This window comes from Nocardia lijiangensis NBRC 108240 (assembly GCF_001613045.1).
Lineage (GTDB): Bacteria > Actinomycetota > Actinomycetes > Mycobacteriales > Mycobacteriaceae > Nocardia > Nocardia lijiangensis.
Map to the genome: position 1 here is coordinate 101,339 of NZ_BDBP01000013.1, position 24,592 is coordinate 125,930.

Here is a 24,592-nt window from a genome sequence, read left to right on the forward strand (position 1 = left end):
TCGGACGGGTCTCGAGGTCTACTGGCAGTTCGGAGGGCCTCAGTCGCCTTCGCCCGAGAGGCGGTGGCGGAGGGTGGCTGCCCGAAGCGTGAGGTGGTTGCGCTCGGCGAGGTTGTGCGCCTGTGCGGCGGCCTCCACGTAGAGCCGCACCGCCGTGGCGAGGTCGCCGGCTCGCTCGTGGAGGTAGGCGGCCGAAGCGGTGTACCGCGGGAGCGCCGGGTCGAGTTCGGCGAGTGCGGCGAGTCCCGCCTGCGGTCCGTCCGCCTCGCCGACGGCGACGGCGCGATTGAGCCGCACCACCGGGCTGTCGGTGAGGCGGACCAGCTCGTCGTACCACTCGACGATCTGCACCCAGTCGGTCTCGTCGGCCGTCTGCGCGTCGGCGTGCAGGGCCGCGATGGCGGCCTGCGCTTGGTACTCCCCGAGCCGGTCGCGGGCCAGCGCGGCCTGGAGTACGGTCACGCCCTCGGCGATCAGGTCGCGCCGCCACAGACCGCGGTCTTGATCGGTCAGCGGCACGAGACTGCCGTCGGCGCGCGTCCGGGCCGGACGTCTCGCGTGGTGGAGCAGGAAGAGGGCGAGCAGTCCCGCGACCTCCGTGTCGTCGGTGGTCGCGGCCAGCTGCCTGGCCAGCCGGATCGCCTCGGCGGCGAGGTCGACATCGCCGCAGTAGCCCTCGTTGAACACGAGATACAGCACCCGAAGCACGGTGCGCAGGTCGCCGGGACGATCCAGCCGGACGTCGCTCACGGTGCGTTTTGCCCGGCTGATCCGCTGGGCCATCGTCGCTTGGGGCACGAGGTAGGCCTGCGCGATCTGGCGGGTGGTGAGGCCGCCGACGGCCCGCAGTGTCAGCGCGACAGCCGACGCGGGGGTGAGGCTCGGGTGCGCGCACAAAAAGTAGAGCTGCAGCGTTTCATCCGCGGAGGCCGTCGGTCCGGGCGGCGGCTCGTCGGAAACCCGAAGCTCGCGCCGTCGCCGCGCGGTATCGGATCGGGCGAGATCGACGAAGCAACGCCACGCAGTGGTGATCAGCCAGCCCTTGGGGTCGTCGGGGCTGTGGTTCGGCCACGTCTCGACGGCCCTGATCAGCGCCTCCTGGACAGCGTCCTCGGCGGTCGCGAAGTCCGCCCCGCGGTGGACGAGGACCGCCAAGACACCGGGGATCAGGTCCCTCAGCTGGGCCTCGTCCACCGCGTCGGCGGCCATCACTCGGTGACGGTCGGCGCAGCGGTCAGGAACGGCCGAACCTCGAGCCACTCGTGGATCGGCTTGCCGCCCGCGCCGGGCGCCGCGGACAACTCGCCCGCCAGCTCGACGGCGCGCTCGTACGAGTCGACATCGATGATCATCCAGCCCGCGATCAGGTCCTTGGTCTCCGCGAACGGGCCGTCGGTCACGGGCGGCTTGCCCTCACCGTCGTAGCGGACCCAGGCGCCCTCCGGCGCCAGGGCCTGGCCGTCGACGAACTCGCCGCTGCCTTCCAGCCGGGCCGCGAAGTCGGTCATGTACTGCATGTGCGCCTCGATCTCCGCGGGCGTCCACTGGTCCATCGGCACGTCGTTGACGGCCGCCGGGGCGCCTCGGTAGTGCTTGAGAAGCAGGTACTTGGCCATGACATTCTCCCTTCGGGACTGCGACCCTAGTTGGTCGTTCACCCCTGGGACGGAGCTGTCGCGACATTCTCGACATCCACCGCCGAACTTTCTCGCACCTTTTTACGTCTGCCGGAGAGGCTCGTACTCCTCGGCGCTGAGTCCGAAGGTCCACGCGACGCCGGCGCGCGCGGTCTCGGTATCCGGCGGCACCCGCAGCCAGTAGGTGCGACTGGTGCCGTCGGGTTCGGGCGTCGAGTTGATCACCTCGACCATCACCACGTCCTCGTCGCCGTCGAGTTCGATGCGCCAGAGCACGCCGGTCTCGTCACGGTGGATCGGTCGCGCACCGGATTCGTCGAGGTAGCGGTCGTAACCGTAGTACTCGAGCATCACTCGGCGCAGTTCGGCGTTCTCCTCGTCGCGGATGCGCTCGGCCGTCAGTGCGCGCAGATCGTCGAGGAATTCGGCGGGAATCGGCATGCCGCGCCAGGCGAACAGGGCGAATCCGTCGGCGTAGGCGAGCGCTGGGCCGTCACCATTGTCGAGCCGTCCCGCTTCGTCGCGGTGCAGTGCGGTAGGCCGCTCGCTGACCACCGCGATCTTCTCGTAGGGCCACCACCAGCCGGCCTCGCGGGCGACGCTCGCCGCCGCTGCCAACGGCTCACCGGGCTCGGTGCCGAACGTCGACAGCCACGCGGCATCGTGCTGACCGAGGACGGCATCGAGCAGCAGCAGGCGAATCGCGATCTGCTCCTTGCGGTTACCGGCCACCTCGTCGATGACACCGGCTCGGATTCGGTCGACCACGGTGGCGGTTTGCTCCCAGAGGTCCGCGCCGGTCTCGCGCCAGTGTGCACTGAAACCCGTGGGGCCGAGTTCGGCGTCGACACGTGCGCGTTCGGCCGCCAGCGGGACGTTGCGCAGTGCCTCGCGGACCGATGCGCCGGTGTCCTGCGCGGCCCGCAGTATTCGCACCGCCTCCAGGGGAGAACGTGCCCACGCGATGGTTTCCGGCGCATCGAGCCCGGCCTGCCGGTAGGCCGCCCGCACCGCCTCCTCGGCCACCGTCCGGTCCCCCGGCCCGGTGGCCGCCGACACCGAACGCCATTCGTCGCGCCTTGCCGCGTACTCGCTGAATCCAGTTGTCATCGAATGCCTTTCGCCTCTGCCGCGTCAGTCCGCGACAATGCGGACCGAGCCGGGCACGTATTCGCGCTGGCGCACCACCCGGAACCACCCCTTCGGCAACGTGATCGCCGCATGCTCCTCGTGGACGACGCGTCCGCCCTCGGGTAGATGCAGCAGCATCGGTCCCGTCGCACCGGATTCGCGGATCAGCTTGCCCGGCCCCTGCACGGCGTGCGCGTGGCCGGTGACCTCGCCCAGTGCGAGCACCAACCGCCCGCGTGGATCACGCGCCACCGAAGGGGCGTGCAGAAGTTCCTGCGGCACAGCACTTTCCGCGAGCGGCGCGATCAGGACATCGCCTTGCCGATACATGAATTTCCTCCCGTCACGGCGCGAGTCCGGCGCCGTTCACCCGAGAACGTAGCGGCGGGCACCGACAAACCGCCCGGCTCGCTCCGGTGTCGGTGCGGCTTGGTAGAAACCTCGTGACGATCACGGCACTGCCAGAAGGGGCGGGCACATCACATGACCATCGGCGACCATTTGCAGGAGTTCGGCGGCCTGCCCGCCTTCACCTTTCCCGATGCCGAGACCGACGCGAAGAAGAAGCAGAAAAGCGTCGTGTTGCCGGAGCCGGACGCGGTCGCGTGGCGTCTGAGCGTGGAAACCTATGACGCGCAGGAGACGTGGCCCGAGTGCTTCGCTCGCTTCCTCGGTGCGGTCGATACGACGAAGATCACCGCGTTGATCGTCGGTACGTGGGATGACGTGTACGGCAACGGGCCCGACGAGGTGATCGAAGCTCTGTGCGCGGCCGCGGACCGGCTGCCCGCGCTGCGCGCCCTGTTCCTCGGCGACATCGTCATGGAGGAGTGCGAGATGTCCTGGATCAATCAGGGCCTGGTCACCCCACTACTCGAAACCTTCTCCGGCTTGGAGGTTTTCGGCGTTCGCGGCGGTCAGAACCTGGAGTTCCCCGCCGTGCGGCACGAACGCCTGCACACGCTCGTCGTGGAGAGCGGTGGCCTGCCCGCCGACGTCGTGCGCGGCATCGGGGCCAGCGACCTGCCCGCGCTCGCGCACCTGGACCTGTGGCTCGGCACATCGGAGTACGGCGGAGACAGCGAGGTGGCCGACCTCGCGCTCATCCTCTCGGGTGACCGGCTGCCCGCGCTGAAGCATCTCGCCCTGCGCAACAGCGAGACCCAGGACGACGTCTGCGCCGCTCTCGCCGCGGCGCCCGTGGTGGCCCGGCTGGAGAGCCTCGACATCTCGATGGGCGTCCTCACCGACGACGGCGTGGCGGCGCTGCTGTCCGGTCAGCCGTTGAGCCATCTGAACGTGCTCGACATGCACTACAACTATCTGTCCGACGAGATGCGAACCCGGCTGCGCGACACCCTGGAGCCCGCCGGGGTCCGCCTGGAACTCGACTCCGACGACGCCGAGGAGGACAGCGACGAGGACGACGGAACCGTCTGGCGGTTCGTCTCCGTCGGTGAATGAGTCGTGTCCGTCTCGGCACCGCCGCGCTGGGTGATCGTCGGTAACGGCGAGAACAGGCGCGTCGGCATGTTCACCAACGCCGCCCGTGCCCAGGTGTCGGCGGAAATCCGCGTGGTCGAATGGCGTGACGTGCTGCGCGAGGGCGGCTGCGACTTCCGCGACGACGAGATCGTGCGGCTCGAGTCGCCCGGCGAGAATCTCGAAGTCGATCGACTGTTGCGGGGGAGCTCCGAGCCGACGCGGGTGGAGGGTTCCGCCCGCTGGTACGCGCGGTTCCTCGACGCGGCGCGCTCGCTGCGCGGCGGTTTCCGGCTCGATGACACCGATGACCTGGCCGTGCTGTTCGACAAGCGGCGGTGCCACGCGCGGCTGTCGCGAGCGGGTGTGCCGGTGCCGTCCTCGCCCACCTCCGGCGGACGCGCCTCGGTGCGCGGCTGGGCGGAGGTGCGGAGTCTCATGCGTGCGGCGGAGATGCCGCGCGTGTTCGTCAAGCTCGCGCACGGTTCGTCGGCCTCCGGCGTGCTGGCCATCGAATCCACCCGCGACGGACGGCTGCGCGCGACCACCTCGGTGGAGATCACACCGGAGGGTCACCTGCACAATTCGCTGCGCGTGCGTCGCTACACCGCCGAACGGGAGATCGCGCACATCGTCGACCGGCTCGCACCGGACGGGCTGCACATGGAACGCTGGATTCCCAAGGCCTCCCAAGGCGGCCGATCCGCCGACCTGCGGGTCGTGGTGATCGGCGGGCGTGCGACCCACGCCGTCGTCAGGACGAGCCGCACGCCACTGACCAACCTGCACCTCGGCGGTGCGCGCGGCGATCTGGCGGACTTCCGCGCCGCCGTGGGCGAGCACTGGGCGACGGCACTGTCGATCTGCGAGCAGGCGGCCGCCTGTTTTCCGGCGACTCTGTGTGTCGGCGTCGATCTACTGCCCGTCGTCGGGTGGCGACGGTTCATGGTCGCCGAGGTCAACGCCTTCGGGGATCTGCTGCCCCGGCTCTCCGGACTGCCGGAGGGTCCGGCCGCCGGGCTGGATACCTACACGGCTCAGGTCGTCGCCGCGACAACTCGCTATCACCGTGCCCGGCAATCTGATTCGCGGGAAACGCGCCAAGGAGTCCCGCTGTGACGATCTCGCAGGCCACGGAGCCGGATATGAACACCGTGATCGGCCGAGACGATCTACTGTTGCTCACCCTCGACACCCTGCGCTACGACGTCGCGGCCGAACTGGCGGCGGCGGGCCGGTTGCCGAATCTGAGCGCGTACCTCCCCGGCGGTGGCTGGCAAAAACGCCACGCCCCAGGCAATTTCACCTACGCCGCACATCACGCCATCTTCGCAGGCTTCCTGCCGACACCGGCGACACCGGGCCCGCACCCACGGCTGTTCGCCGCGCGTTTCGCGGGCAGCGAGACCACCGCCGAGCGCACCTTCGTCTTCGACGAGCCCGATCTGGTTACCGCGCTGGCCGCGCGCGGCTATCACACGGTCTGCATCGGCGGCGTCGGCTTCTTCAACAAGCAGGGCGCGCTCGGCAGCGTCCTGCCGGGGATGTTCGCCGAGAGCCATTGGGAGCCAGAGTTTTCCGTAGCCTCGCCCACCTCCTTCGAGGCGCAGGTGGCCTGCGCCGAGCGGGTGGTCGCGGCATTGCCCGCCGAGCGGCGACTGTTCCTTTTCGTCAACGCCTCCGCCCTGCATCAGCCCAACTGGTTCCACCTGCCCGGCGCGACCCGCGAGGCGGGCGACAACCGCGCCACCCACGCGGCAGCGCTGGAATACATCGACCGGCACGTAGGCCGGCTGTTCGACGTGATGCGTTCGCGGCGACGCTGTTTCGCCATCGTGTGTTCCGATCACGGCACGGCCTACGGTGACGACGGCTTCACCGGGCACCGGCTCGGACACGCATCGGTATGGACCGTCCCCTACGGTCATTTCTTCCTGGAGCCACCCGCATGACCCGCACGATCATCCTGCCCCGGCCGTATCAGAACTACGTCTACGCCTATCCGCACAAGACCGCCTACCGCGCACTCACTCCGCGGCCCGCGCTCACCGACCTATGGGCCGGGCAATCGCGGCGGGCACTTTCGCTGTATCTGCACATCCCGTTCTGCGAGGTGCGCTGCGGTTTCTGCAATCTGTTCACCCGCGTCGGCGCGCCCGACGGTCTCACCGGCCGCTACCTCGACGCGCTCACCCGCCAAGCCGAGGCCGTTCGTGCGGCACTGGGTGACGCCGAGACCCCGCGTTTCGCCACCGCCGCGATCGGTGGCGGCACACCCACCTTCCTCGAAGCGGACGAGCTGACCCGGCTGTGCGACATCGCCGAGGACATCATGGGCGCCGACCTGCGCGCGATCCCGCTCTCCGTCGAGGCATCGCCGAGCACGGCGACCGCCGACCGCCTCGCGGTCTTGGCCGAGCGCGGGACGACCCGGCTGAGTCTCGGTGTGCAGAGTTTCATCGAAGAGGAGGCACGCGCCGCCGTTCGGCCGCAACGACGCGCCGATGTCGAGGCCGCGCTCGGTCGAATCCGGGACACCGCCATCCCGGTGCTGAACATCGACCTCATCTACGGCATCGACGGTCAGACCGCCGCGACCTGGCGGGAGTCGCTCGACGCCGCACTGGCGTGGCGCCCCGAGGAGATCTACCTCTACCCGCTCTACGTCCGCCCGCTGACCGGGCTCGGACGACACACCGACCCTGCTGTCGCCGAACGTGATTGGGACGAACAGCGGCTGCGACGGTACGTCGAGGGGCGTGACCACCTCCTGGCGGCGGGCTACGAGCAGGTCTCCATGCGCATGTTCCGCCGCGTCGACGCGCCGCCCCAAGGGCCGGACGATTACGCCTGCCAGACCGACGGCATGATCGGCCTCGGCTGCGGGGCGCGCTCCTACACCTCCGGAACGCACTATTCCTTCGATTACGCCGTCGCTCCGCGCGAGGTGCGCGCGATCATCGACACCTACGCGGCCACAACGGATTTCACCCGCGCGGTCTATGGGCGAGTGATCGACGGCGACGAACCCGAGCGTCGCTACCTGCTGCAATCGCTGCTCCAGGCCGATGGTTTCGCGGTGGCCGACTACCGGCTGCGTTTCGGCCACGAACCACACGACAGCTTCGCCGCCGAACTCGACGCCCTCGCGGAGCGGGGGTGGCTGGCCGACCCGCGATCGGGCCATCTGCGGCTGACCGCCGAGGGTTTGGCCTACTCCGACGCCATCGGGCCCGAGTTCTTCTCCCCGGCGATACGCGCCGCCATGGCCGCCTACGAACACCGGTGACCGCGGTGGACCTCACCATTCTCTATCGCGGACCGCTGGCTTCCTGCGATTACGACTGCCCTTACTGCCCCTTCGCCAAACGCCGCGACTCGACCGCCCAGCTCCGCGCCGACCGGGCCGCCCTCGAACGATTCACCCGGTGGGCGTGCGCGCAGACGGGTGACCGCCTCTCGATCCTTTTCACCCCTTGGGGCGAAGGACTCGTGCGGTCCTGGTACCGCCGCGCCATGATCGAACTGTCGCACCAGCCGCACATCGACCGCGTCGCCATCCAGACCAACCTGAGCTGCCGGACCGAATGGCTCGCCGACGCCGACCTCGGGACCGTCGCCCTCTGGTGCACCTACCACCCCGGCCAGACCCCGTACGACCGCTTTCTCGACAAGACCGCACGGGCAGCCCGCGCGGGTGTCCGTTTCAGTGTCGGAATCGTCGGGCTCCCAGAACATCTCGAGCATGCCCGCCGTCTGCGCGCCGACCTGCCCGAACACATCTATCTCTGGGTCAACGCCGCCGAAGGGCACACCTACACCGACGCCGCGGCGGCCGACTGGACCGATCTCGACCCCCTCTTCCCCTTCAGCCGCCATCCCCATCCCTCGGCCGGTCTCCCGTGCCGTACCGGGTCCTCGGTCATCTCGGTGAACGGCGACGGCGACGTCCGCCGCTGCCATTTCGTTCCGGCCGCACTGGGCAACCTCTACGACGGCTCCTACCGAGCCGCCCTCACCCCGCGCCCCTGTCCCCGTACCGAATGCGACTGCCACATCGGCTACGTCCACCTGGAAACCCTGCCGCTCTACGACGTGTTCGCGGGCGGAGTGCTGGAACGAATCCCCGGTCGGCCTACCCGTGTACTGGCCGAAACCTCGCTGGGCCTTCCTGCAATCCCGGCGCGCACCTCGATTCCCATCGCCTCGACGACGGCAACGTCCACCTGACAGCGTCGAAGCCATTCGGCAGCCTTTCACGTCAGCGGACCACGAGAAGGCCGGATCGTCCCGGCGGTCAGCGACGCCGTTGGGTCGCGTCGAGCAGGGCAGGGGGTGTGTCGTGCTTCTCGTCCGGGGCGAGGTCGGCACCGGGAGCGACGATCGCGTCGATCGCGTCGAGCACATCGCCGGAGAGCACGGTGTCGGCGGCGGCGAGCTGCGAGTGCAGGTGGTCCATGGTGCGGGGGCCGATGATCGCGCTGGTCACGGCGCGGTGTGCGGTGACGAAACCGAGCGCGAGCTGGATCATCGTCAGACCGGACGCATCGGCGAGTTCGGCCAGCTGTTCGACGGCCGCCATTTTGGCCCGGTTGGACGGGATGCTGGTGTCGAAGCGTTGCGGCATGAATGATGAACGGCTGGTGGTGATTTCGCGGTTCTCGCGAATCGCGCCCGACAGCCAGCCCGAGGCCAGCGGGCTCCATGCCAGCACGCCGAGCCCGTACTGCTCGGTCACGGGCAGGACGTGAGTCTCGATGCCGCGCTGCAGGATCGAGTAGCCGGGCTGCTCGGTGACATAGCGGCTCAGGTGGTTCTGCCTGGCGGCCCACTGTCCTTGCACGATGCGGTACGCGGGAAACGTCGAGGAGCCGAAGTAGCGAATCTTTCCCGCGCGCTGTAGATCGGTCAACGCCGACAGCGTCTCCTCGTCGCTGGTGCTCGGGTCCCAGCGGTGGATCTGGTAGAGATCGACATGGTCGACGCCGAGACGGCGCAGACTGTTGTCCACTGCGGTGACCAACCAGCGGCGCGAACCGCCCCGGTGGTTGCGCTCGTCGCTCATCGGCATGGCCGCCTTCGTGGCCAGCACGATGTCGTCGCGGCGGCCTGCGATGGCCTTGCCGACCATCTCCTCCGACTCCCCCTGGCTGTACCTGTCGGCGGTGTCTATCAGGTTGATCCCCGCGTCCAGAGCGGCGTGGACGATGGCGGTGGCCTCGTCCTGAGTAGTGCGTCCCAAACTGCCGAAATTCATCGCGCCGAGCACGAGGGTGCTGACCTGCACACCGGTGCGGCCCAAGGTGCGGTACTGCATGAGGCGTTCCTCCATGAGAGGTGAAGCGAGGGGGATTGGTTTCGGATCGCCGGTGCTGGCATCCTGAACAAACGGAACCATGTTCCGTCGAACAACATACGGAACATGGTTCCGCTTGGCAAGTGGAGTGACGGAGGTAGTTGCGTAATGGCCGATACCGGCGGATCAGGATCGTCGGCCCCGCGGAAGCGAGCAGACGCCCGGCGTAACGAACAGACACTGTTGGACGCGGCCGCGGCGGCTTTCGTCTCGTCCGGCGTCGACGCCCCCGTGCGCGACATCGCCGCACGCGCGGGTGTCGGCGTGGGCACGATCTATCGCCACTTCCCCACCCGCGCCGATCTAATCGTCGCCGTCTACCGGCACCAGGTCGAGGCATGCGCGGCGGCCGGGCCGGCATTGCTGGCCGACAGCAAAACGCCGCACGCGGCCTTGGCGCGGTGGATCAACCTCTTCGTCGACTTCCTGGTCACCAAGCACGGCCTGGCCGAGGCGTTGCAGTCCGGCGACCCCACCTTCGAGACCCTGCACAGCTATTTCCTCGACCGTCTCGTCCCCGTATGCACCCAGCTGCTCGACGCCGCTGCCGCAGCCGGCGAGATTCGCCCCGACATGGAGGCCTACGAACTCCTGCGCGGCGTCGGCAATCTGTGCATCGGCGCAGGCAACACTCCCCGCTACGACGCACGACGCATGGTCGAACTCCTCATCGCAGGACTACGCCGCCACTGAGCCTCGGCGGCCGCGATTTCCGCGCGCGAAGGGGTGGGCGAACCGACCCGCAAACGGAACACCGTTCAGTCCTTCGGGTGCCGCTTGACTCGGTATTCGTCTTACGCGGTGGCGGACGGTGTTCGTTTCGGTTCGATGGCATCTCCTCGATAGGTCGCCGCGGCGATCTGTACGAACGACCGGATGAGGGGATTTGCGGTGGCGCTGTTCCAGGCGACGACAAGCCTGCTGGGCGGCATATCGGTCAGCCGGACGGCGACGAGGCCGTCCGGTAGCGCGTGGGTGCGGGGTGCCAGCCCGATCGTGCCGCTCCAGAGCACTGCTTGCAGGCACTCGTGGACAGTGCGGACGATCGGACCGCGCCGGAGTTCACCGCCGGGCTCGGTGCCGTTCCAATAGGCGCGCCAGAAGGGGTCGGTTCCCTCGGGCAGCTGAAACCAGCGGCGATCGGAAAGGTCGCTCAGCCAGAGAGATTCACGGTCGGCGAGGGGATCATCGCTGCGCAGCACCACCCCCACCGGGTCGGAGCGCAGCATCACGGTGTCGATTCCGGCGTCGTCGAACGGCACGCGGGTGAGCGCGACATCGACGAGGCCCGTTCGCAGACCGGTCGTCGGGTCGGTGAGGTCTGCTTCGCGGATACGGATGTGGACGTCGGGGTGGCGGCGGCGGAAGGCGGCGGCGAGGCGGGTACCGGCCTGTTCGGCGCTGTCGGCCAGAATGCCGATCGTGATGACCGCCGGTCCGGCGGCGGCGGCGACCCGGGCGCGCGCCCGCTCGGCCTGCTCCAGCAGTGCGCGGGCCTCGTCGTAGAGCACGGTTCCGGCCGGGGTGAGTGCGACTCCGGTGGTGGAGCGGTGCAGCAGGTCGGCGCCGAGTTCGGCCTCGAGGCGTTTGATGGCCCGGCTCAGTGGCGGTTGGGACATGTGGAGGCGGGCGGCGGCGCGTCCGAAGTGGCGTTCCTCGGCAACGGCCACGAAGTATCGGAGTACGCGCATGTCCATTACCGGCGACGATACCCGCACGGTATCGGGTGGCAGGAAAGGGTGTTGGACGCGGCGACCGGAGCCGCGCTGGACTGGAGAAGTCCAATCGGCCGCGACTACCCCGGTGAATCCGGCTGCGGCCCAGCGTCTTTCCAAGGAGTTCTCTCGCCATGGCCGAATACCTGCTGCCCGAACCAGCTGTGGAGATCACGCAAGTGCGGGAACTCGCCCGCGATCTGGTGGTGGTGCCGAACCGAAACGTGCAGCTGGTCCCCAACATCGGGCTGATCGGCGGCACGCATTCGGTGTTGGTCGTCGAGACCGGAATGGGCCCGGCGAACGCCGAGAAAGTGCTCGAATTCGCGACCGGCTACGCCGCAGGCCGCAAGTTGTATCTGACCACGACTCACTTCCATCCCGAGCACGCGTTCGGCGCACAGGTATTCAGCGACGCGGCGACCTACCTGATCAACCAGGCGCAGGCCACCGACCTGGCCACCAAGGGCGCCGGTTACCTCGAGATGTTCCGAGGGCTCGGGTCGTCGATCGCCCGGCACCTGGAGGGCGTCGAATTGGCCACTCCGGACATTGTTTACGACGACTCCTACGACCTCGACTTGGGCGGCCGGGTGGTGCGGATGCGCGCCACCGGCCGAGCGCACAGCAAGGGCGACCAGGTGGTGACGATCCCCGACGCCGAGGTGATGTTCACCGGAGATCTGGTCGAGGCGGGACAATTCGCGATCTTCCCCTGGTTCCCGCCGCACGACACCGACGTGTCCGGTACCGGGTGGATCGAGGTGATGCAGCGCCTGGCCGCCGAACAGCCGAGGGTGGTCGTTCCCGGCCACGGCGAAATCGGTGGCCCGCGACTGCTCGCCGACGTTCGCGACTACCTGCGGCTGCTGCGTGACGAGACGTGGATTCGTCGCGACTCGTCGATGAGCCAGGACACGATCATCGAGGAAGTGCGCGCACTGATGGTCGAACGGCATCCGGAATGGTTGGGGCAGGAGTGGATTCAGCAAGGCGTCGGCTGCCTGTGCGCTGAGCACGTTCCCTCGCATGCTCACCGCAATGGCGTCCTCGGCTCAAAGTGATGGCAATTCTTCTTGGTCGTCGAAGCGCTCACGTGCTTGCTCGACGGCGGGCAGCGTGACAGTGGTCCAGTGCAGGAGTGCGTCGATGAGGTCCTGCAACGTTTTTCCGATCGGCGTGATTCGGTATTCGACGGCGACGGGTCGGGTGCTTGTCACGATGCGCTCCACCATCCCGTTGCGCTCGAGGCGCCGCAGTGCCGCCGTGAGCGGCTTCTGCGTCACGATCGGGATCGCCCGGCGGAGTTCGTTGAAGCGCAACGGCCGCTCGCACAGGGCATCGAGGATCTGCAGCGACCACTTGTCGAGCACTTGGTCGAGCAACTCGCGGTGCTGCTCGGTGAGCTGAGGACTGTCCGAACTGTGTGGAGCGGTTTCCTTCATGACACCTAGTCTCGTTGAAGTTCCCTTCTAGTACCAGGTAGACATCGGATACCAACTCCGACCGTGAAGGGACACATCATGGCAGTGCAGCTGCTGACTCCGGAGGGCATGTTCGCTCCCGTTCCGTACCACCATGTTTCGATCAGCACGGGCACCCGCCAGGTGCACGTGGCCGGCCAGATCGCCCGCGACGCCGAGGGCAACCCCGTCGCGACCGACGACCTCACCGGCCAGGTCGCGCAGGCACTGCGCAACACGGCACGCGGCCTGGCCGGCGCCGGAGCGAGCTTTGCCGACGTCGTACGCCTCCGGTTCTTCGTCACGCACTGGACCCCGGACAAGTACGACGACTTCATCGCTGGAATCGACCGCGTCGCAGACGAACTCGGCATACCGCAGCCGTTGCCGCCCGTGTCGGCGATCGGCGTCGACTACCTGTTCGAGCCCGACGTTCTCGTCGAGGTCGAGGCATTCGCCGTACTCGACTGAGATTCGGCCCCGCGTCACGGCGAGCGACGCGGGGCCTCACCGATGTGTCTGTATTGCACCCGCTCGGCGTACTGCCGCGTTCGTTCGTGCGGCAGCGCCGGATGGCTCGATCACCGCACTGTGGTGTCGAATGTCGTTGTGTCGGAGGATGTCTCGGCCACGCCGAGCCATTGGGTGAGCGCGGTGGTCAGGGTGGCGTGGTCGATGGGTTGGGTGGCCGGGTTGACCCAGGCGACGTAGCCGTCGGGGCGAACGAGCACCGCGTCGACCGCGGGCACGTCACCGTAAACGGGCAGGTGCCAACGGTCGCCGGGCTGGGCGGATTCGAGCCGGGCGTCGACACGGTCCACGCGGTCGGCCCATGGGGTGAGGATGTCGGCCGATACTTCGGCGCCGAGGTCGATCAGGATGGGCCGTGCCTGCTGGAGCACGGTGAACACGTCGGTGCCGCCGTGGTCGGTGGTGAGGGCCAGGTTGGGCATACGGCGTCCAAGCAGGGGGTGGGTGTCGCCGAGGGGATAGCGCAGATCCAGTCCGCTGAGAATTCCGCTGAGCCGCAGGCACACTTCCGGCACGGTGAGTATGTCGGCGATGACGTCGCGTAGTGCGTCGTTCTGGCGTCCGGGTTTGATCAGAGCGGTTTGGGCTTTGGTCAGTCGCAGCACGGTGGCCGCGATCGGGTGCCGCTCTTCGTGGTAGGTGTCCAGAAGCGAGTCGGCCGAGGCGTGGTCGAGCACGGCGGCAAGTTTCCAGCCCAGGTTCACCGCGTCCTGGATCCCGAGGTTCAACCCCTGTCCACCGATCGGCGAATGGGTGTGGGCGGCGTCGCCGGCGAGGAAGACCCGGCCCCGGCGGTAGTGGGTGGCCTGACGGAACCCGTCGGAGAAGCGGGATGCCCACCGAGCTTCGCGCAGGCCGTAATCGGTGCCGAGTCCGTCGCGCATGACCTCCCGCAATTCGTCGAGAGTGACCGGTGCGGAGCGGTCGGCCGGGGGTGTCGCGCGCATCAGGCTCAGGCGGAACCAGCCCGATTCGGCCCGCGAGATCTGGTAGGTGCCGATCCGTTCGTTACGGCCGAAGACGCCGTTGCCGTCGGGCGGGCAGTCCAACCGCACGTCGCCGACCACCCAGGACGAGACCGGCTCGTCGCCGGGGAACCCGATGCCGCAGATCCTGCGCACGGCGCTGTGCCCACCGTCGCAGCCGACGAGGTAATCGGCGCGGATCGAAGCCGGGCCGTCCTGCCCGTCGAGCAGGACCTCGACCCCGTCGTCGTCCTGGCGCAGGTCCGCCACCGCGGTCGACCACACGATCCGGACGCCGAGTTCGACGGCGCGGGCGGTCAGGATCCGCTCGGTCTCGTGCTGCGGCACGATCAGTGCGGTCGGCCAGTCCGGATCGAACCGGTGCGGGGCCATGGGAAGGCCGGAGAACAGGACTGCGGGCAGGATCTTGCCGCGGCTGCGGAACTCCTCGGCCAAACCGCGTTGGGCGAAGATCTCGACGCTACGAGCGTTGATGCCGGGTGCGCGCGACTCGCCGACGGTGCCAGCAGGCCGCCGCTCCACCACGACAACGTCGATTCCGCCGAGCCGCAATTCGGCGGCGAGCATGAGGCCGGTCGGCCCGGCGCCCGCGATGACGACCTGAGTCCGGGATGTCGAAAATTCATAATTCATAGGATCCTATGTAACTCTAGATAGGATCCTATGTAAAGTGGTGTCATGGACACCCCGTCGATGCCCGGCCTGGCCCGGCTGATCAACCGCGCAGCACGCACGCTCGCCCGCGACGGCGATGCAGCGCTGCGGCCCCTCGGCCTGCGGTATGCCCAGGTCCCGGTCCTGGCCCTGCTGCGTAACGGCACAGCACTGACCCAGAAGGAACTGGCCGAAGCCACCGGCATCGAGCAGCCCTCCATGGCCCAACTACTCACCAGGATGGACCGGGACGGGCTGATCCGCCGCGCACCGAATCCTCGCGATGCCCGTAGTCAGACGATCACGCTGGCCGACGACACTGCTCCGCATTTGACCGAAGCGCGCACGCAGCTGGCCGAAATCGAACGGCGGGCCCTCGCCGGATTCAGCGCCGCCGAGATCCGGACCCTCGAACAGCTGCTGACCCGGCTCAACGACAACCTCGAGCCCGAGAGGGCTGGATCCGGTGGAAACGCAGAAGCCACACCGCATTCCGACGAGTGAGCCCGATGCCATCGCCGACGTGCCGCGTCGAGCGAGCCCCCGGCCGTAGGCTGACCCCTCGTGAAATACCTTGGATCCATCCGAAATCCCGTGCACAACGGGCTTTTCCTGGTGCTGTGTGATGCGGGGGCGCGGTTCGGCGGCTGGGATGTCCACGGTGACGAGCTCGCCGCTGAGGGCAGCACGCAACTGGTGCTCGACGGGTTGCGCGGCTACGTCGAGGAAGCCCACGGTGACGGCCGGCACGAGGTGCGCCGCGGCGATGACGGAACCCTCTGGATCTCACCGCCGGTCGAGCCGGGCGTCCACCCGATTCCTGCGGACGGCCTCGAACACGAGCCACGTACCGAAACCCATCCGATGGGGCTCGTCGATGTGCCGAGCGGAACGCTGGTCCTCGCCCTCGCCTATCCGCCGCTCAATATGACGACCACCGGTGACCACGCAGGCGTTACCCACGGGGAAGGCGAACGCCTCGACGTCGTGGTCGGCCCCGGCACTTTGGCGATCACACGCGAGCGCACCGCCGCGGGCCAGACGGTAGCCCTGCGGTTCGTGCCGACGCAGGGTCTCTAGGCCGTCGATCGCCGCCACGCACATACAGGCGGATTCAAAAGTCTTGGCCAGCGCCGACTTTCCGACCCGCAGATGCTGATGTCGTCTCAAATGGTGGCCGCATTGATCTGTCTGAGGACTCCTACAGCCACCACGCCTGCCACGGCACGTGACTGAGGGCGCCGACTCGAGAGCCATCACCCGGCGGTTCCTTTGCGGGCATCGCAGTCCAGGCCGCCGTACTGCCGGGATTCGCGGACCGGGTGATCAGGACTCTCACGTGTCGGATGATGTGGTTGGGCTCCCGGGCGTGCGAAGGGTCCGGCGGATGGCGCTGCGGAGCCAGTGATGGGCTCCATCGGCTGTGTGCCGGGGGTGCCAGGCCATGCTGATGGTCAGTGGCGGCAGTGCCAGGGGGATGTCGAGGAGGTGCAGCCCGAGGGCGGTCGCGTCGTCGGTGAGGGGCGACGGGCCGGCACCGGGGAGTGCGGCGGGTACGAGGCAGACGATGTCGCTGCGGGCGGCGAGGGTCATGGCGGCCAGGTGGCTGGGGAGGACGACGCTGACCCGCCGTTGGAGGTTCTGCTCGGCCAGCGCGGTGTCGAGCGGGCCGGTGAACCGGCCACGGCGGCTGACCACGACGTGTTGGGCGGCAGCGAGCCGGGCCGGGGTCAAGGGTTCTTCGGTGAGGTGATGGCCGGGCCGGACGGCCGCCACCATGCGCAGACTGACCAGTTCTTCGACCTGGGTTTCGGGGTCTACGTGATCGATGGATCCGATCTCCAGATCGATCCGGCCGTCGCGAAGTGCAGATCCGGCCTCCAGCTCTTCGGCCCGGAGCCGGAACGAGACCCCCGGCGCCTCCTGCTGGGCCAGTGGCAGCAGCCGGGGGGCCAGTGCCGCGCCGACCAGGTCGGCGGCCTGGAGGGTGAAGGTCCTGCTCAGGTCGGCGGGGTCGACGCCCGTGCCGGGGCTGAGCAGTGCTCCGAGGCTGCGCACCACCGCGGCGGCTTCTTCGCGCAGGGCCTGGGCACGCGGGGTGGGGACCATGGTCTGTCCGGCCCGGACCAGGAGGGGGTCTTGGAGGATGCGGCGCAGGCGGGCGAGGGTGCGGCTCATGGCGGCGGGCGACGTGTGCAGTCGGGCAGCAGCGCGGGTGACGCTCTGCTCGGTCAGCAGGGCGTCCAGCGCGATGGCGAGATTGGCGTCGATGACCGGATCCGGGCTGTTCACCAGCGTTATTCCATTTCAGTCAATAATTCAGTGCCGAAGTTCCCATTGTGGCAACGCCTGGCTCTCCGCAGGATGACGGGTGCACCGATCCACCACGACCTGCGAGGCTTTCATGATCGTTATTACTGCTCCTACCGGGAACATCGGCCGTCCCCTGCTCTCCCGGCTGCTGGAGTCCGCCCCCGCCGCGGGTGAGGAACTGCGGGTGATCGTGCGCGATCCCGCGCGGCTCCCGGACGCGGCGCGCGGACGCGTCGAGGAGATCACCGGCTCGCACGCAGACGCCAGGGTCCTCGACCGGGCCTTCGAGGGCGCGGACGCCGTCTTCTGGCTCGTCCCCCCGGACGCCTCCCAGACCCCGCACGACGGCTACAGCGGCTTCACCCGCCCCGCCGCGAAGGCGTTCGCCGCCCACGGCGTCGGCCATGTCGTCGGGGTGTCCGCGCTCGGCCGCGGCACCCCGGTCGCCGACCGCGCCGGCCTGGTCACCGCCTCCCTCGCCATGGACGACCTCATCGCAGGCGCCGGCGTCGCCTACCGGGCACTGGCCAACCCGTCCTTCTTCGAGAACCTCCTGGAAGAGGTCGACTCGATCCGCGACAAGGGCGTGTTCACCGACGTCGTCGACGCCGACCGCAAAGCCCCCCTCGTTGCTGTCGCCGACATCGCGGCCGTCGCCGCCGGCCTGCTGCTGGACCGCTCGTGGACCGGCACCGACAGCGTCCCCGTCCTCGGTCCGCAGGACCTGTCCCCCAACGACCTGGCCCGCATCATGACCGAACAGCTCGGCCGCCCCGTCCGCTACGAACGCCAGTCGCTCGACGAGCTGCACACCACCCTCGTCGGCTATGGCCTCGACGGGGAGTTCGTCCAGGGTGTCGTCGACATGAAGCGGGCCAAGGACCAGGGCCTCGACGCCGGAGTCGCCCGCACCCCGGACACCGCGTCCCCCACCAGCTTCGAGCAGTGGTGCGCCCAGACCCTGAAGCCCGCTGTCCACTCCTGAGGCCCACCACCCGTCGCCCGGAACCCCTGGTGCCCAGCGCACCTACACCTTTGGAGGAATCCTGATGCCCGCTGAAAAGACCGAATCACCGGTCACGGCATTCATACTCGTCAAGACCACACCCGAGTGGCTCGCTCTGACCGTCCAGGAACGTGTGCACGCCTTCACCACCCAGGTCCTGCCCGCCATCGAGGCCAAGACCACCGGCGTACGGTCACGCTTCTACGACACCGAGTTCTACTCCGCACGCGTCACCGACATCTGGGTATGGGAAGCAGAAGACCACCACGCCTACCAGCTCCTCATCGACGCACTACGCGAAACCCCGTTCTGGGACCGCTACTTCGAGGTCGTAGACCTCCTCGTCGGCACCGAGAACGGCTACGCCCGAACCTACGACCTCGAACCCATCGCCACCATCACCACCTGAACCCCCGCCCGCCTGGGCCGATGTCAACCGGCCGGAGGACATCGGCCAACGAGCTCGATCGCCGTTTGTAGGTCTCGAAAGTCGTGGCGGACCGCCAGCGGGATTTGACTGGCGCGTTGATGGGCGGTGTCAGTGGAGGTGTCAGGTGTGTGTCAGGTCGGTGTCAGCGAGCCCGGCGAGAGTGTGTACATCGAACAAAACGACCGGCACCGACACGGTTCCAGTCGGTGCCACAACCGATTTCGAGGAGTACACGACATGTCCATCACCATCACCCTGACCGACCAGGACAACAGCACCCTGCGCACCGCCGCCTACGGCGCGGTGTCGCTGATGGCCGCCGCCGGTGCACCGCACAAGGGCATCACGCACGGCTGCATCGCGCTGACCTCGGCGACCGGGCTGGTCGGGCATGTGCTCGCCGCCAAGTCCAAAGACATCCACCTGCACGGCAAGTCGGTCGCCGAACTCGCCGACCAGGCGCTGCCTGCCCTGACCGCAGCCATGAGCCTGCTCGGTGAGCAGTATCCGGGTGAGGCCGACAACTTCCGCGGCACCGTCCTGGTCGCTGTCGAAGCCGCCACCCAGCTCGGCAAGGGCGGGCCCAGCCCCGCGGTGGCCGCGATGGCCCGCAAGATCACCGCGGCCCTCGACGCCGCCTGAGGGATGCGGGTCGGCGCAGCACAGCGGGTGGCTGGTCGCGGGGTCCTCTCCGGATCCCGCGACACGGTTCTCCTGTGTGGTTCAGGTTGATCGGTTGTCTCGGCTACTGGCTCGAGGACGTGGCATGCCGTCGCCTGCTCGCCGTGCGAGTCCGGACCAGATGCCTCCGCTACGCCGACAGCGCCGCGAACACCCCGCAGACGTCGACCCGTCGGTCAACGAACCACTCTCACACGCGGACTGGAGATAACGGCGGTGTTCTGCTCTGCGGGCCGTCCAGCCGCCGAGCGCTCAGTGCGTGGACGACCCGCACGACACTGGAAGCGCTCATTGGTCGAAAAGATCTGGGGGAAGCCTAGTGGGCATGTTGCTCAGCCACGCCTGATTGAGCGCCTCCGCCGCCTCCGCGGGGCCGAAGTCTGTCACGTCGATCTGAGCAGCGGGGCCGGCCTCCGTCGTCCAGTTGGCTCCGCCTGTTCCCGCGCTGGTCAAGCGGTCACCGTCAGATTCCAGGACGGGCACCTGGGGGACCGTGGACTCTCGCCCGTTAGCGACGACGAAGACATGCATTCTGCCGCCGGTTGTCGCAGGCATTGTCAGGGTGATTTGCGAAGGGCTGTCCACCGTGAACTGCGCGTCCCATTGCTTGAAGTTCACGTTCTCGACGAAGACCCGGCTGACCCCTGTGAAACCCGACCCTTTCACGACTAGCTGGTCACCGCCACTCAACTTGGCTGTCCTGGGGCTGACACTGGTGATTTGAGCCATCGACCTGTACCTCCCTCGTATCGGGCTGCTCCAGTGCGGTAGCAAACCAAGCGTGGCACCCCTGCGCAGACCAGCGCATGCCAATGGCCCAAAACCCGCAGTGACCTGGCTAGCGGGCTTCGCCGCGCGGCGTTGCAGGGGATGTGCCGGTGTCGAAAACAGATACCGTCCGTGGCGACACACGGTAATCGGTATTTCAGGGCAGTCGGACCGCCACGCTTCGAGCCGACCGTCAGAAGAATGCCGACAAACGGCCAGGACAGTCGGCGGAGGCTGCTTCGATCACCGCACGGGGTGAGCATGCCAATCTGCCAGCGAAGAGTGCGAAATCTCAGAACCATGGCGGATCCGCCACGTCACTGCCAATCGTTCTGAGATTCCGCCACGAGTTCTGAGACCCTACAAGTGATTTGGTGTAGGGTCTCGCAGCCGACTTCGTAAGCCGACGCCACGACCTGCGACATCCCCTTGTCTGACGATGACTTCGCAGCGCTGTTGTCTCACGAACCGCTTCGTATGCTAGAGCCGCGCTCGGCTGGTATCGCCCGAAAAGCGATCCGACTGTGCGAAGTCTCAGCTGTGGCAGCCTCACATGACGTAGCGGCGGATCGGGTGGTCCCATGAGGTCGGGCAGTAGAAGATGTTGAGAAACATCCCGCGCCCGAGCTGCATGCCGTGGGGCTCGGTGTACTCGCCGGAGTCGATCCACGGCGTCGTGGCGTATGTCGTCGGCGTGGCGGCGACGTCGTGGGCGACCTCACCGGAGGACAGCGTGAGCAACGTGTGCAGCGCCGTCCCGCACTCGCAGACGAAGATGTCGAAGTAGGGACCGCCCACATTCGTATCGCCTGCCCAGCCGCCTGCCTTGCACACATGGGCCATTCCTCATCGGCGGGCCACCACAGTGGTCCGCCGATCGAGGAGTCGCGGCTCCCGGGCTCACCCGGGGTCGGGTGGAGCATAGTGGTCCTGCGTTCGTATCCACGCAGTTGCGGGAAGACGGTCTCGATATCCAACGCAGGAGGCGGAGTTCTCATGGCCGCACATCCTGCCAGCCGGTCGCGAGCCCCGGGGCGGTCATACCACGGCTCCGACATGCCCGGCGAAGTTGCGGTCGCGGCGGCGCATGAGTCGCATGGCTTCGCGGAATTCCCTGTGGCGCGCGGTCATCGAATGCGATCGGCGCAGTGTTCCTGACAGCTGCGGCAGTCCCGCCGCGGGAGTTCTTGGTCCAGGATGTCCGAACCCACTGCATCACGATCTGCATCCCACCGCCGAATCAATCACACCCGCCGAACCCAAGCGACAGCCTGCCACGCTCACCAAGACATCATGGGAAGTCCGGCAGAAATCTCATGGGCGATTTCGTATGCGAAGTCGCAACGAATCGCCCGTGAGATTACGAAGCGGTTCGTGAGAACCTACATTTGTGTAGGGTCTCAAAATTCGTGGCATCTGCCAGTCGATTGACCTGGCCCTTTCTAACGTGTCTCACGCAGTTGCCAACTTCGCTTGCCTCATTTCGATGGCATTTCCTCAGTTCGGTCCGGGTTGGTCAGCCGGGGCCGACCAACCCGGATCGGCGGTCGGTGGAGAGCGTCAGCCGTTTGCGCTGGTGGTGATTCGGTTGATCGTTCCGCCTCCTCCGCCGAAACTCGTTTCCCGAGGATGTCATGGGCGCGCGCTCGAGCGGGGCTTGCTCGGCGTAAGGCAACTGCGATGGTGTTCAGGACGTGGCGTCGCCCGCTGCCTGGATACCGCCCAGCTTTTCCGGATTGACCTGGAAGCGGATGTTCTCGATGCGGCCGTCGTGAATGTCGTAGGTGAGTGCGCCGATGCGGTGGTCGCCGATCATGCCGACGATGCTCAGTTCGTCGTTGACGACTGCGGATTCGAGTCGGATGTCGGCGGAGTCCGGTTTGGCCATAACGCCCAGTAGCCAGCGCGCCACATGGTCGGGGCCGTGCAGCGGGCGGCGGGCGGCGGTGACGATGCCGCCGCCGTCGTTCCACAGCGTCACTTCCGGTGCGAGTGGTTCCATGAGGGCGTTGAGGTCGCCGCCATGGCAGGCTGCCATGAACTTCTCGGTGATCTCATGGCGTGCGGCATCGTCCGCGTCGAAGCGGGGGCGGCGTGCCTGTACATGCGAGCGGGCGCGGTGCGAGATCTGGCGGACGGTGACCTCGGGGCGGTCGAGGACGCCGCCGATGTCGGCGTAGGAGTAGCCGAAGACCTCACGTAGGACGAAGACGGCGCGCTCGGTGGGGTTGAGGGTTTCGAGGACGACCAGCATGGCCGTCGACACGGTATCGGCCATTTCGGTCTCCTCAGCGGCGTTCGGTGCAGTGATCAGCGGTTCGGGAAGCCATGGGCCGATATAGGTTTCGCGGGCTGCGCGGGCGGAGGTGAGGCGGTTGAGGGCGAGGTTGGTGACGATGCGCACTAGGTAGGACTTGGGGTGTTCCACCGAATCCTGGTCCACTGCATGCCATTTCAGCCAGGCGTCTTGCAGTATATCTTCGGCGTCGGTGACGCTGCCCATCAGGTGATAGGCGGTGCCGAAGAGCAGACGACGGTGTTCGACGAACGGGTCGATCGTCACCTCACGCGGCTCGGTCGCCGGGGTCGGCTGGGGGGTATTGCGATCCTGCATGGGTGCCATCCCTATCGGTCGGAGGTTCGGATTCCAGGTGGGGCCGAAGAATTTTGCGGTTCCTGGGCCCCGGACCTCGGGATAGTTATTGCGTCTTACGGGTGGCGCGGCCGCCCTTTGACAGCTGCACCGGGAGTTTCACGTAGCGGCTCATCTTGGCGGCCACCGGCGGGGTGCCGCTGACCTGCTCCTTGTAGATGACCGCGGCCTTGCCCAGGAGGTACCACCGGTTCGGGGTGTCATCGGCGTTGGTGAACTGGATGACCGCGTCCTTGCGGCCCAGGCTCACCGGCTGGTGGAAGTAGCCGAAGCGCAAAGGCTTCAGCGTCTTTCCGCGCAGCAGCCGGGCGATGACGGTGGCGGTGTAGTCGGCGGTGACCACGCCGCTCTGGCAGGTGCCGTGGATCTGCCCCCAGGCCTGTCGCACCAGGGCGGCATCTCCGATGGCATGGATCTCCGGGTGCGACACCGAGCGCAGGGTGGAGTCGGTGATGATGAGTCCCTTTGCATCGGTCGCGATTCCGGCCTGAATGGCGAGCGGCGGCACTCGCACCCCCGTGGTCCACAGGATCAGGTCCGAGGGGACGAGTTCACCGGTGTCCAGACGCACGGCGTCGGACAGCACCTTGGTGACCTTCGCCCCGACCATGCGCACCACACCCAGCCGGTCGAGGACACGGTTCAGGTAGGCGCGGGCCTTCTCCCCCATCATGGAACCGGGTTCGGCCGCGCTGACCAGGTTGACGGTCAGCCCGGGGTGCGTCTCGGCGATTTCGGCGGCCGCCTCGATTCCGGTGAGTCCGCCACCGCAGACGGTGACTGTGCCACCCACGGCGGCGATCTCGGTCAGCCGCTGCGAGAAGTGGTGCGCCCGACGGGGATCGTTGAGGGTCCAAGCGTGATCCGCCGCGCCGGGGACGGTGCTCGTGTCGGTGGCGCTGCCGAGGGCGTAGACCAGCGTGTCGTAGTAGAGGACCCCACCGTCGTCGAGGGTGACGATGCGGTCGGCGGTATCGATGGCGGTGGCGGCGGCCTGGTGGAATTCCACGCCGGTGCCCTTCAGCAGGTCCGAGATCTGGAAGTCGGTCAGTTCTTGGCCCGTGGCGACCTGGTGCATGCGCAGCCGCTCGGTGAAGCGGGGCGAGGGGTTCACGAGGGTGATGCGGGTGTTCAGCTTGCGGGTGTAGCGGGCCAGCCGAGCCGTGGCGATCAGGCCGGTGTAGCCGGCGCCGAGGACAACTATCTCGTGGGCAGTGGTGGTGCTCATCGCTTGCTCCCTGGGGGGCTCGTTCGTTGGGGTCGGCTATGGGACAGGCCAGGCCCGGAGAACGTGACAATCCATTGCTGTGACCTGAGACACGCAACATCTCGCGTCGGTCATGCGGGCCGGTGCGGGCGGCGGCGTTGCGGTTCGCTGCAGCGGCCGGCAACAGTCAACTTCGAGCCATGTCGGCTGGTGCGCGTGAGGTTGAGGTGTTCGAGAACTCGAGGGCACGATTGGAGGCGATCGCGTATCGCCCGTTGGGTTCGGCGAGCGATGCCGAGGACGCGGTGCAGGATACGTTTGTGCGCTGGCACGCCGCCGACCATGAATTCGTCGAAACGCCCGACGCGTGGCTGACGAAGGCGCTCACCAATATCTGCCTCAACCAGCTCACATCGGCGCACGCCTGACCGGCCGAAAGATCCCCCGCAATATGATGGTTGAGCGAGCCTACGCCCCTGCCGCGACTGCCCCCGGAGTGCAGGCCAGGCGGATCCCGCACGTGTCGGCTCCATGTGGCCAACCGCATAGGGCTGGCGAACCGAGCTGCGGTGTGCCTCC

27 protein-coding genes are annotated in these 24,592 nt (G+C 67.7%); 14 read left to right on the forward strand and 13 right to left on the reverse strand.

What is annotated here, in order from left to right; all coding sequences use genetic code 11:
- Positions 1 to 39 precede the first annotated feature (39 nt).
- The 4 genes from NL1_RS05445 to NL1_RS05460 form a co-directional block, all read right to left on the reverse strand.
- Entirely contained in the window at positions 40 to 1,209 is a 1,170-nt protein-coding gene (locus NL1_RS05445; protein ID WP_067834928.1) for an RNA polymerase sigma factor, read from the reverse strand.
- Positions 1,209 to 1,616: a YciI family protein gene (locus NL1_RS05450; protein ID WP_067834930.1), complete on the reverse strand. Its 408-nt coding sequence runs from the start codon at positions 1,614 to 1,616 to the stop codon at positions 1,209 to 1,211. The genes NL1_RS05445 and NL1_RS05450 overlap by 1 nt, the downstream gene beginning before the upstream one ends.
- Before the next feature lie 102 nt (positions 1,617 to 1,718).
- Entirely contained in the window at positions 1,719 to 2,747 is a 1,029-nt protein-coding gene (locus tag NL1_RS05455) for a DUF6745 domain-containing protein (RefSeq protein ID WP_067834932.1), read from the reverse strand.
- Positions 2,748 to 2,771: 24 nt separating this feature from the next.
- The gene (locus tag NL1_RS05460; protein ID WP_067834933.1) at positions 2,772 to 3,098 is read right to left on the reverse strand and encodes a DUF8820 family protein; all 327 of its coding nucleotides are present in this window, start codon (positions 3,096 to 3,098) and stop codon (positions 2,772 to 2,774) included.
- Between the two features lie 153 nt (positions 3,099 to 3,251).
- Here NL1_RS05460 and NL1_RS05465 point away from each other — a divergent pair, with 153 nt between their 5' ends.
- The 5 genes from NL1_RS05465 to NL1_RS05485 are packed head-to-tail and all read left to right on the forward strand — an operon-like array spanning position 3,252 to position 8,480.
- Positions 3,252 to 4,232, forward strand: coding sequence for an STM4015 family protein (locus tag NL1_RS05465; RefSeq protein WP_067834935.1), 981 nt, complete (start codon positions 3,252 to 3,254; stop codon positions 4,230 to 4,232).
- A gap of 3 nt (positions 4,233 to 4,235) precedes the next feature.
- Complete coding sequence (locus NL1_RS05470) at positions 4,236 to 5,369, forward strand: STM4014 family protein (protein WP_067834937.1); 1,134 nt, start codon at positions 4,236 to 4,238, stop codon at positions 5,367 to 5,369.
- Entirely contained in the window at positions 5,366 to 6,202 is an 837-nt protein-coding gene (locus NL1_RS05475; RefSeq protein ID WP_245673101.1) for an STM4013/SEN3800 family hydrolase, read from the forward strand. Before NL1_RS05470 ends, NL1_RS05475 begins: the two co-directional genes overlap by 4 nt.
- Positions 6,199 to 7,539: an STM4012 family radical SAM protein gene (locus NL1_RS05480; protein ID WP_067834939.1), complete on the forward strand. Its 1,341-nt coding sequence runs from the start codon at positions 6,199 to 6,201 to the stop codon at positions 7,537 to 7,539. The genes NL1_RS05475 and NL1_RS05480 overlap by 4 nt, the downstream gene beginning before the upstream one ends.
- Positions 7,536 to 8,480 (forward strand): STM4011 family radical SAM protein, encoded by a 945-nt coding sequence (locus NL1_RS05485; RefSeq protein WP_245673102.1) that lies wholly within the window; start codon positions 7,536 to 7,538, stop codon positions 8,478 to 8,480. The genes NL1_RS05480 and NL1_RS05485 overlap by 4 nt, the downstream gene beginning before the upstream one ends.
- Positions 8,481 to 8,547: 67 nt before the next feature.
- On the opposite strand, the gene NL1_RS05490 is transcribed toward NL1_RS05485, so the two are convergent.
- A complete protein-coding gene (locus NL1_RS05490) occupies positions 8,548 to 9,567 on the reverse strand; it encodes an aldo/keto reductase (RefSeq protein WP_067835075.1) in 1,020 nt (339 codons plus the stop codon).
- A 147-nt stretch (positions 9,568 to 9,714) separates the two neighbouring features.
- Here NL1_RS05490 and NL1_RS05495 point away from each other — a divergent pair, with 147 nt between their 5' ends.
- A complete protein-coding gene (locus NL1_RS05495) occupies positions 9,715 to 10,299 on the forward strand; it encodes a TetR/AcrR family transcriptional regulator (protein WP_067834943.1) in 585 nt (194 codons plus the stop codon).
- Between the two features lie 101 nt (positions 10,300 to 10,400).
- On the opposite strand, the gene NL1_RS05500 is transcribed toward NL1_RS05495, so the two are convergent.
- Complete coding sequence (locus NL1_RS05500) at positions 10,401 to 11,297, reverse strand: LysR family transcriptional regulator (protein ID WP_218024365.1); 897 nt, start codon at positions 11,295 to 11,297, stop codon at positions 10,401 to 10,403.
- A gap of 158 nt (positions 11,298 to 11,455) precedes the next feature.
- Here NL1_RS05500 and NL1_RS05505 point away from each other — a divergent pair, with 158 nt between their 5' ends.
- A complete protein-coding gene (locus NL1_RS05505; protein WP_067834947.1) occupies positions 11,456 to 12,385 on the forward strand; it encodes an MBL fold metallo-hydrolase in 930 nt (309 codons plus the stop codon).
- On the opposite strand, the gene NL1_RS05510 is transcribed toward NL1_RS05505, so the two are convergent.
- The gene (locus NL1_RS05510; protein WP_067834949.1) at positions 12,377 to 12,766 is read right to left on the reverse strand and encodes a winged helix-turn-helix transcriptional regulator; all 390 of its coding nucleotides are present in this window, start codon (positions 12,764 to 12,766) and stop codon (positions 12,377 to 12,379) included. The genes NL1_RS05505 and NL1_RS05510 overlap by 9 nt on opposite strands.
- 78 nt (positions 12,767 to 12,844) lie before the next feature.
- Here NL1_RS05510 and NL1_RS05515 point away from each other — a divergent pair, with 78 nt between their 5' ends.
- Positions 12,845 to 13,255, forward strand: coding sequence for a RidA family protein (locus NL1_RS05515; RefSeq protein WP_067834951.1), 411 nt, complete (start codon positions 12,845 to 12,847; stop codon positions 13,253 to 13,255).
- 110 nt (positions 13,256 to 13,365) lie between these two features.
- Here the strand turns inward: NL1_RS05515 and NL1_RS05520 are convergent, their stop codons facing one another.
- Positions 13,366 to 14,934: an FAD-dependent monooxygenase gene (locus tag NL1_RS05520; protein WP_067834953.1), complete on the reverse strand. Its 1,569-nt coding sequence runs from the start codon at positions 14,932 to 14,934 to the stop codon at positions 13,366 to 13,368.
- 45 nt (positions 14,935 to 14,979) lie between these two features.
- Between NL1_RS05520 and NL1_RS05525 the strand changes: the two genes are divergently transcribed.
- Both NL1_RS05525 and NL1_RS05530 read left to right on the forward strand, forming a co-directional pair.
- The gene (locus NL1_RS05525) at positions 14,980 to 15,459 is read left to right on the forward strand and encodes a MarR family winged helix-turn-helix transcriptional regulator (protein ID WP_067834954.1); all 480 of its coding nucleotides are present in this window, start codon (positions 14,980 to 14,982) and stop codon (positions 15,457 to 15,459) included.
- A gap of 60 nt (positions 15,460 to 15,519) precedes the next feature.
- Positions 15,520 to 16,035: a hypothetical protein gene (locus tag NL1_RS05530; RefSeq protein ID WP_156094670.1), complete on the forward strand. Its 516-nt coding sequence runs from the start codon at positions 15,520 to 15,522 to the stop codon at positions 16,033 to 16,035.
- Positions 16,036 to 16,290: 255 nt separating this feature from the next.
- Here the strand turns inward: NL1_RS05530 and NL1_RS05535 are convergent, their stop codons facing one another.
- Positions 16,291 to 17,247: a LysR family transcriptional regulator gene (locus tag NL1_RS05535; protein WP_156094671.1), complete on the reverse strand. Its 957-nt coding sequence runs from the start codon at positions 17,245 to 17,247 to the stop codon at positions 16,291 to 16,293.
- Between the two features lie 112 nt (positions 17,248 to 17,359).
- On the opposite strand from NL1_RS05535, the gene NL1_RS05540 reads away from it, so the two are divergent.
- From NL1_RS05540 to NL1_RS05550, 3 genes are all read left to right on the forward strand, one after another.
- Positions 17,360 to 18,253, forward strand: coding sequence for an NAD(P)H-binding protein (locus tag NL1_RS05540; RefSeq protein ID WP_067834958.1), 894 nt, complete (start codon positions 17,360 to 17,362; stop codon positions 18,251 to 18,253).
- 64 nt (positions 18,254 to 18,317) lie between these two features.
- A complete protein-coding gene (locus tag NL1_RS05545) occupies positions 18,318 to 18,683 on the forward strand; it encodes a darcynin family protein (RefSeq protein WP_067834960.1) in 366 nt (121 codons plus the stop codon).
- A 258-nt stretch (positions 18,684 to 18,941) separates the two neighbouring features.
- Positions 18,942 to 19,346: a hypothetical protein gene (locus NL1_RS05550; protein WP_067834962.1), complete on the forward strand. Its 405-nt coding sequence runs from the start codon at positions 18,942 to 18,944 to the stop codon at positions 19,344 to 19,346.
- Positions 19,347 to 19,673: 327 nt separating this feature from the next.
- Here NL1_RS05550 and NL1_RS05555 read toward each other — a convergent pair whose 3' ends face one another.
- The 4 genes from NL1_RS05555 to NL1_RS05570 all read right to left on the reverse strand — a co-directional run bounded on the left by NL1_RS05555 (position 19,674) and on the right by NL1_RS05570 (position 24,034).
- On the reverse strand, positions 19,674 to 20,114 hold the full coding sequence (locus NL1_RS05555; RefSeq protein WP_067834964.1) for an IPT/TIG domain-containing protein: 441 nt from the start codon (positions 20,112 to 20,114) through the stop codon (positions 19,674 to 19,676).
- 588 nt (positions 20,115 to 20,702) lie between these two features.
- Complete coding sequence (locus tag NL1_RS05560) at positions 20,703 to 20,987, reverse strand: hypothetical protein (RefSeq protein ID WP_156094672.1); 285 nt, start codon at positions 20,985 to 20,987, stop codon at positions 20,703 to 20,705.
- A gap of 853 nt (positions 20,988 to 21,840) precedes the next feature.
- Complete coding sequence (locus NL1_RS05565) at positions 21,841 to 22,767, reverse strand: RNA polymerase sigma-70 factor (protein WP_067835077.1); 927 nt, start codon at positions 22,765 to 22,767, stop codon at positions 21,841 to 21,843.
- An 85-nt stretch (positions 22,768 to 22,852) separates the two neighbouring features.
- Positions 22,853 to 24,034 (reverse strand): NAD(P)/FAD-dependent oxidoreductase, encoded by a 1,182-nt coding sequence (locus NL1_RS05570; RefSeq protein WP_067834967.1) that lies wholly within the window; start codon positions 24,032 to 24,034, stop codon positions 22,853 to 22,855.
- A gap of 179 nt (positions 24,035 to 24,213) precedes the next feature.
- Between NL1_RS05570 and NL1_RS05575 the strand changes: the two genes are divergently transcribed.
- Complete coding sequence (locus tag NL1_RS05575; RefSeq protein WP_084510327.1) at positions 24,214 to 24,441, forward strand: sigma factor; 228 nt, start codon at positions 24,214 to 24,216, stop codon at positions 24,439 to 24,441.
- Positions 24,442 to 24,592 lie beyond the last annotated feature (151 nt).

Coding starts and splice junctions, on each gene's coding strand:
- NL1_RS05480 (WP_067834939.1), top strand. CDS start 6,199: ATGACCCGCACGATCATCCTGCCCCGGCCGTATCAGAACTACGTCTAC.
- NL1_RS05575 (WP_084510327.1), top strand. CDS start 24,214: ATGTCGGCTGGTGCGCGTGAGGTTGAGGTGTTCGAGAACTCGAGGGCA.
- NL1_RS05465 (WP_067834935.1), top strand. CDS start 3,252: ATGACCATCGGCGACCATTTGCAGGAGTTCGGCGGCCTGCCCGCCTTC.
- NL1_RS05515 (WP_067834951.1), top strand. CDS start 12,845: ATGGCAGTGCAGCTGCTGACTCCGGAGGGCATGTTCGCTCCCGTTCCG.
- NL1_RS05490 (WP_067835075.1), bottom strand. CDS start 9,567: ATGCAGTACCGCACCTTGGGCCGCACCGGTGTGCAGGTCAGCACCCTC.
- NL1_RS05570 (WP_067834967.1), bottom strand. CDS start 24,034: ATGAGCACCACCACTGCCCACGAGATAGTTGTCCTCGGCGCCGGCTAC.
- NL1_RS05545 (WP_067834960.1), top strand. CDS start 18,318: ATGCCCGCTGAAAAGACCGAATCACCGGTCACGGCATTCATACTCGTC.
- NL1_RS05460 (WP_067834933.1), bottom strand. CDS start 3,098: ATGTATCGGCAAGGCGATGTCCTGATCGCGCCGCTCGCGGAAAGTGCT.
- NL1_RS05565 (WP_067835077.1), bottom strand. CDS start 22,767: ATGCAGGATCGCAATACCCCCCAGCCGACCCCGGCGACCGAGCCGCGT.
- NL1_RS05500 (WP_218024365.1), bottom strand. CDS start 11,297: ATGCGCGTACTCCGATACTTCGTGGCCGTTGCCGAGGAACGCCACTTC.
- NL1_RS05510 (WP_067834949.1), bottom strand. CDS start 12,766: ATGAAGGAAACCGCTCCACACAGTTCGGACAGTCCTCAGCTCACCGAG.
- NL1_RS05525 (WP_067834954.1), top strand. CDS start 14,980: ATGGACACCCCGTCGATGCCCGGCCTGGCCCGGCTGATCAACCGCGCA.
- NL1_RS05455 (WP_067834932.1), bottom strand. CDS start 2,747: ATGACAACTGGATTCAGCGAGTACGCGGCAAGGCGCGACGAATGGCGT.
- NL1_RS05450 (WP_067834930.1), bottom strand. CDS start 1,616: ATGGCCAAGTACCTGCTTCTCAAGCACTACCGAGGCGCCCCGGCGGCC.
- NL1_RS05540 (WP_067834958.1), top strand. CDS start 17,360: ATGATCGTTATTACTGCTCCTACCGGGAACATCGGCCGTCCCCTGCTC.
- NL1_RS05505 (WP_067834947.1), top strand. CDS start 11,456: ATGGCCGAATACCTGCTGCCCGAACCAGCTGTGGAGATCACGCAAGTG.
- NL1_RS05495 (WP_067834943.1), top strand. CDS start 9,715: ATGGCCGATACCGGCGGATCAGGATCGTCGGCCCCGCGGAAGCGAGCA.
- NL1_RS05520 (WP_067834953.1), bottom strand. CDS start 14,934: ATGAATTATGAATTTTCGACATCCCGGACTCAGGTCGTCATCGCGGGC.
- NL1_RS05445 (WP_067834928.1), bottom strand. CDS start 1,209: ATGGCCGCCGACGCGGTGGACGAGGCCCAGCTGAGGGACCTGATCCCC.
- NL1_RS05550 (WP_067834962.1), top strand. CDS start 18,942: ATGTCCATCACCATCACCCTGACCGACCAGGACAACAGCACCCTGCGC.
- NL1_RS05555 (WP_067834964.1), bottom strand. CDS start 20,114: ATGGCTCAAATCACCAGTGTCAGCCCCAGGACAGCCAAGTTGAGTGGC.